Here is a 5,723-nt window from a genome sequence, read left to right on the forward strand (position 1 = left end):
GATAACTGGGGTTTGCCAGCGCAATTTGCGCGTATGTTGCATTTGGTGCCGAACATCCATGTTCGACACGGATAGAAGCTGGTCCGGACACTGGCTCGGACGCTCGTCATGCCCCTGCCTTGGATCCGCTGAGCGCCGCCGCCAAGTTAACTTCAAGGGGATGACTGTGCGGATCCATGAACGAGCACCGCCACAAGGCGCTTGACTAACAAGTCCCCATAGAAGCCGAAGTTCACCGGACTACAGCAACAGGCTGACTGCTGCCGCTCGGATTCGCCAGTCGTGAGGCAGCAAGGTGCCCAAAGCGGAAATCCGCCTGACAACAGCAACAGGCTGGGTGCTGTCACCCTGATTTGGCAGACAAATGACCGCTACTAGCGACACCTGCCGTTGAAAGTTCTCGTGCTGAGCGACCGCCGCACATCCTGGACCTGACGTTCAGTGGAGCGCGCGCCTGCGGTAAGCGACCTTCTGCTTCAAGGCACGCCGCTGCTTACATCTTGCTCCGACATTGGCCGCGACCGAGGTGTTAGACGGAGAAGCGCTACGGTCAAGTCGCACTTCGCGTATTGCGATGGCTCTATTGGCGCGAGCAGGGCTTTCGGACACCGTGCTGGGAAGGCATCGCCCTGTTACAGCGGTGCTTGCATTTGAGGGCAGTAAACCGGCACCAATCCACATGCGAAGGTGGTGGACTCCCTTCCCCGAGTTGGAGGTAGCCACATAGACTGGCGCGGGTTAAATTTCGTGTCGCTATGTGAGGGGCTCAGCAACATTTGCTGGGTTAGGGAGAGGATGAAAGAGATCGCTAAAGCGATCCCGCAGGACCAGCTACTCTGGGCCCTGGGATCAGTGTGTTCCCTTCACAGGGTGCCTTTTGCCGCCGAGTTGGTCGCCAGGAGCTTCCCCGCTCCGTGTTCCGCTACGACGCTCGTTGCGGCTTCGCGAGCCATCGGCCTGAAAGTCAAGCATGTTCGCCTGAGCGCCGAGCGCCTGGCGAGCATGGTGTTTCCGCTCGTGATTTCGCTGAGCATCCCCGGGGATGACGCAACTGCCCAAACGAGTGGCACTGAAGCCCCTTGCCTCGGAATCGTCACCGCAGCCGACGAAGGGCGTGTTGTGCTTTTCGAGGCCGGCAGCAATCAACCCAAGAGCGTCACTCTTGCCGAATTTGCTGAACGTCTTGGTGGTGACGCCTGGTTGATGAGCCCGAAGGCCGAGGCAGCGCTTGATCCCGATACGCCGGCCTCGGCTCGGAAGTTCGGATTCGGGTGGTTTGTCCCTGAACTGCTTAAACACGGCAAGGTCTGGCGCGATGTGCTGTTGGCTTCGCTCGCGTTGCAGCTCATTGCGCTGGCGACACCGCTTTTCACGCAGGCCATCATCGACAAGGTGGTAGTTCACCGGACGCAGAGCACGCTCATTGCCATCGCCATCGCGATGGCAATCTTCACCGTGTTCTCCAGTGTGCTGACCTGGGTGCGCCAGTACCTCGTGCTACACACCGGCAACCGTGTCGATGCAGTTCTTGGCGCGGCCGTGTGGGAGCACCTGCTGAAGCTGCCGCTACGCTATTTCGAGCATCGCCCCACAGGAGTCGTCGCAGCGCGGCTCCACGGCGTGGAGAACATCCGGGAGTTCGTCTCCGGTGCAGCCGTTTCGCTGGTCCTCGACCTGCCGTTCCTGCTGATCTGCCTGGGTGTGATGTTCTGGTACAGCGTGCCGCTGACTGCCATAGTGCTTGGCGTACTCGCAGTCATCGCCATCGTTAGTGTGCTGATCGCCCCGGTCTTCCAGCGGCAATTGAATGACCAATTCCTGATGGCGGCCAGGAACCAGGCCTTCGTGACCGAGCACATCGCCGGCTTTGAGACCGTCAAGAGCTTGCAAATGGAACCGCAGCTAAACAAGCGTTACGCCGGCTATCTGGCGAACTACCTGCAGGCGGGCTTTCGAACCAAGCAGATCGGCAACACCTACAACGTGTTCGCCAACAGCATGGACCAGTTGCAGACGCTGCTGATCCTCATGGTCGGCGCCTACACGGTCATGACCGAGCCGACGTTCACGATCGGCATGCTCGTCGCGTTCCAGATGTTTGCGGGCAAGCTCAGCCAGCCCGTCCTGCGCATCGTTGGGCTCTGGAGCCAATTCCAGCAGGCGAGCCTGTCGGTCCARAGACTGGGCGACGTCATGAACGCGGCCAGCGAGCCGTACAGCCTCACGCCGAGACGGCAGACGGACGGTCGAGGCCGGATCGAAATTGAGGGCTTGGCGTTCCGTTATGCCGAAGATCGCCCCTTGCTCTATCAAGACCTGCAATTGGAGATTGAACCTGGTCGGGTGGTTGCCATCATGGGTGCGTCGGGGACTGGGAAGAGTACGCTGGCCAAGCTGTTGCTGGGCTTCTACCAGCCCACTGCGGGCAGCATCAAGATCGACGGCGTCGACCTCCGCCACATGTCGGCCAATGAGCTGCGGAACTACTTTGGCGTCGTGCCCCAGGAGACGATGCTTTTCAGCGGCACCGTGTATGCCAACCTGACTGCAGCCAACCCCGGGGCCAGCTTCGACCAAGTGGCGCAGGCTTGTCGCATGGCTGGTATCCACTCTGTGATCGAGTCGTTGCCTCAGGGGTATGAGACGGAGCTCGGCGAGCGCGGCGTCGGCCTGTCCGGCGGACAGAAGCAGCGGTTGGCCATCGCGCGGGCGCTGCTCAAGGGTCCCAAGGTGCTGATCTTTGACGAGGCGACCTCAGCGTTGGATGCGGAGACGGCAGAAAACTTCGCCAAGACGGTGAATGGGTTGAAGGGCAAGGTGACGATGTTGTTCATCACCCATGCACTGCCGAAGGCGCTCAAGATCGACAGCGTCGTGCACCTGACGAAGACAAGTGGGATCCAGAAATTTGCRACTGTCGGGCAAGTCCAGCCGGCGCAAGAGGGTTAGGAGTGATGGACTCTTCTCCGTTTGAAAGAAAACACGCGCTGCGCTTGAGCGAGCGGCTACTAGTGTGCAACCGGGTATGTTCCTTCGTGCTGGGCAGTTTTGCGCTCAAGGCGACGTGTACGACCATTTTGGATGGGGTGTTGTCGTGATCGCTGAAGCACGGACATTCGTACGGCGATGGGTGACGCGCGGCTCGGGCATCCTGAGCGCCGTGTTCCTCGCTGCCTGCGCTTCAGGGCCAGCGTTCGTTGCACTGGAAGCACCAGCGGCGGATCGCGCCGCGATTTATGTTTATCGGGACTTCGCACTAGGCGGGGCGGCGATCGGCTATCCGGTATCGCTGAATGGCCAGAGCGTCGGCACACTGGCGGTGAACTCGTTCGTGCGGGCTGAGACAGACCCCCAAGCGACACGTGCAACAGTCAGTGGTCCAGCTTGCGTGTCACCACAGACCATCGCAATCACCCCCGGCGAGAGCGTGTTCGTTGAAGCTGTCGTGGAAATGTCGAGTCTGCGGTCGGCAAGCGGATACATGTCGCCGGACTACAGGTGCCGGCTCGTGCAACGCTCGCAAGCCGAGGCGTTGAAGTCCTTATCTGGATTGAAGAGAGCGCAGTGAACCTATGACCATCCGATTCGCAACATTGAATGACGTTCCCGCGCTGGTTGAAGGCGGCAGACGCATGCATGCGTTGACTCGATTTCGCAGCTTCGACTACGACGAGCAGAAGGTCGCGTCGGCTTTCACGGACCTTCTCACGAAAGGGCAGCAGAAGTACGTGTTCCTTGTGGCACAGAACTCTGCGAGCGCGGTTGTTGGTGCGCTGATTGGCGTACTTGAACAACACATCTTCAGTGACCAGTTGACTGCAAGCGTCATGCACTACGACGTGTTGCCTGAGGCGCGCAGCGGCGGGCACGGCGTGCGGTTGCTCAAGGCCTTCGAGCAGTGGGCAGCCAATCGCAAGGTTGCAGAGATCGGGCTCGGAATCAACAGTGGGGTCGATCTGGCCCGACTCTCTCGCTTCGCGGTGCGAATGGGATACCAAAAGATCGGTGAGAACTTTGTGAAGTCGTCCCGGTGATTCTCTTTGCTGCGAGCCTTCCCATGTGGAATTTCTCAGCGTGTCAACATCAAGCCCCATATGAGTTGATGGTGCGGCAGGCGGAACGGGGGTACCTATGGTTGGACTGACTCTGATGGAGTACGAGATGGCGACTTGCTGCGAAAAAAAGAATCGTATGCGCCTGTGCCTGCGCAGATATGCGCCAACTTTAGTGGCTGGCCTCTTGCTCCTCGCAGGTTGCTCCAAAGCACAACAGGATGTTGCCGCACCCGCTTCATCGCCTACCCCCGGAGCCCAGCCGAGCTCGCAGGCCGTTTCTGCGGCGACCGTGCCCAGATTGACCGAGGCCGAGGTTAAAGCGCGCTACCAGAACTGCTCGCACGGTTATTACAGCGGACCGCGTCCCGGCAAGGCGCGCTTTACCAAGGACAGGTTCGTCTGGGCCGTAACACCGGATTTTGCTGCGAAGTACTGCATGCCGAAAGAGTTCGTCAGCACCGACCTGAAAGGCGCTGAGGCAGTTGCCTATCGCATGGTCGAAGACGCGGACGAGGAAGTTTGTGGGCTCAAGGACAGCCCAGACATCTGTGCACGCGCGCGGTTTCATCAGTTCGAAATCTATTACCGAACCGGTTCTATTCCGAAGATACGAGAGGTTCCGTACTTCAATCCGGCAAAGCTTCCGGCCCGCATGCTCATCAGCGTGACGGACAAGGAGTGGCAGCACATGCTTCAGTCGGTCAACGCCAAACCGCGGACTGGCGCACTAAGCCCCTTCTCAGACTTTGGGCTGCTTGAGACCAGTGGCAACAAGGTGACCTGGTCGCTTGGCTCGGCTTATCCGAATCTCTACTACGAAGACGCGTTCGAGCAACTTGACTATCTATCGCTTCAGACAATCGCAGGGTTTTCTTTCGCGCCCGGATGGCAGCAGGCAGAAAAGTCCGCCTTAGTAATCGGAGCCGGGAAGCCGACCGACAAACGCCGCTATTCAGATCGCCGAGTCGTCGACTTCGCTCTTTTGATCACGATACCCGAACGCATTCGGGCTGCTGTCATTGCAAACGACAAGGCGCGCGGGACAAACATGAGCGCCCCGGCTGGGCAGGCCAACGCCACTCCTTCAACATCGAACCGCTAACTCAAACTGACTTCCAGCATGGACTACTCCAAGATGATGCCGTACCTGCCTTGGGCGCAGGCGGCCTATGGCCTTTCCAGTGAAAACAAGACACCGCTGCCGGTAGGAAACTCCATCCCCGTCGCGGTGCTGGGATTTAATGCAACCCCGAACTCAGGGTTTGACGGTGCCTTGTACAAGGACCCTACGACCGGTAAATACGTCATTGCGTACGCAGGTACGGTTCAGTTTCCAGACGTCTTTCCTGCTGATATCGAGTTGGCGAAACAGACACTGGAAGAGCGCCTAGAAGGATTCACGGCGAATTGGGATGCGCAGATGAGCGATGCTGTGTCCTTCGCCTATAAGGCTTTCCTGACAATCAAGGCCGAATTAAGTGGACCGGGTGGGCAGGGCGTCACCATCGACGACATCAGGGCGCGCGTCTCCGTAACGGGTCACTCGTTGGGCGGCGCTTTAGCGGAGATGGTCGCGAAGCTCTTTGGGCTTCCCGGGTTCAATATCGATGGTCCGGGCATTCAAACATTGGCCAGCAAACCGGATTTTGAAGCATTTAAGGACAAAGT

General features: G+C 58.9%; 5 protein-coding genes. All 5 read left to right on the forward strand.

Features of this window, described 5'->3' with window-relative positions; translation table 11 throughout:
* Positions 1-795: 795 nt before the first annotated feature.
* Positions 796-2,949 carry a peptidase domain-containing ABC transporter gene (locus tag ACXRVZ_RS27270; protein ID WP_458233093.1) on the forward strand — a complete coding sequence of 718 codons (2,154 nt, stop codon included), beginning with the start codon at positions 796-798 and terminating at the stop codon, positions 2,947-2,949.
* Positions 2,950-3,025: 76 nt separating this feature from the next.
* Positions 3,026-3,568: a hypothetical protein gene (locus tag ACXRVZ_RS27275; protein WP_458233094.1), complete on the forward strand. Its 543-nt coding sequence runs from the start codon at positions 3,026-3,028 to the stop codon at positions 3,566-3,568.
* Between the two features lie 4 nt (positions 3,569-3,572).
* The gene (locus tag ACXRVZ_RS27280; protein ID WP_458233095.1) at positions 3,573-4,034 is read left to right on the forward strand and encodes an N-acetyltransferase family protein; all 462 of its coding nucleotides are present in this window, start codon (positions 3,573-3,575) and stop codon (positions 4,032-4,034) included.
* Between the two features lie 115 nt (positions 4,035-4,149).
* Positions 4,150-5,157, forward strand: a complete 1,008-nt coding sequence (locus ACXRVZ_RS27285; protein WP_458233096.1) for a hypothetical protein — start codon at positions 4,150-4,152, stop codon at positions 5,155-5,157.
* Positions 5,158-5,175: 18 nt separating this feature from the next.
* Positions 5,176-5,723 (forward strand): hypothetical protein (locus ACXRVZ_RS27290; RefSeq protein ID WP_458233097.1); only part of this gene is annotated, 548 nt, incomplete at its 3' end.

It is taken from the genome of Roseateles sp. P5_E8, from assembly GCF_054177665.1.

What these genes read in the sequence shown, in the direction of transcription:
- ACXRVZ_RS27280 (WP_458233095.1), top strand. Translation starts at nt 3,573, where the DNA reads ATGACCATCCGATTCGCAACATTGAATGACGTTCCCGCGCTGGTTGAA.
- ACXRVZ_RS27275 (WP_458233094.1), top strand. Translation starts at nt 3,026, where the DNA reads ATGTTCCTTCGTGCTGGGCAGTTTTGCGCTCAAGGCGACGTGTACGAC.
- ACXRVZ_RS27285 (WP_458233096.1), top strand. Translation starts at nt 4,150, where the DNA reads ATGGAGTACGAGATGGCGACTTGCTGCGAAAAAAAGAATCGTATGCGC.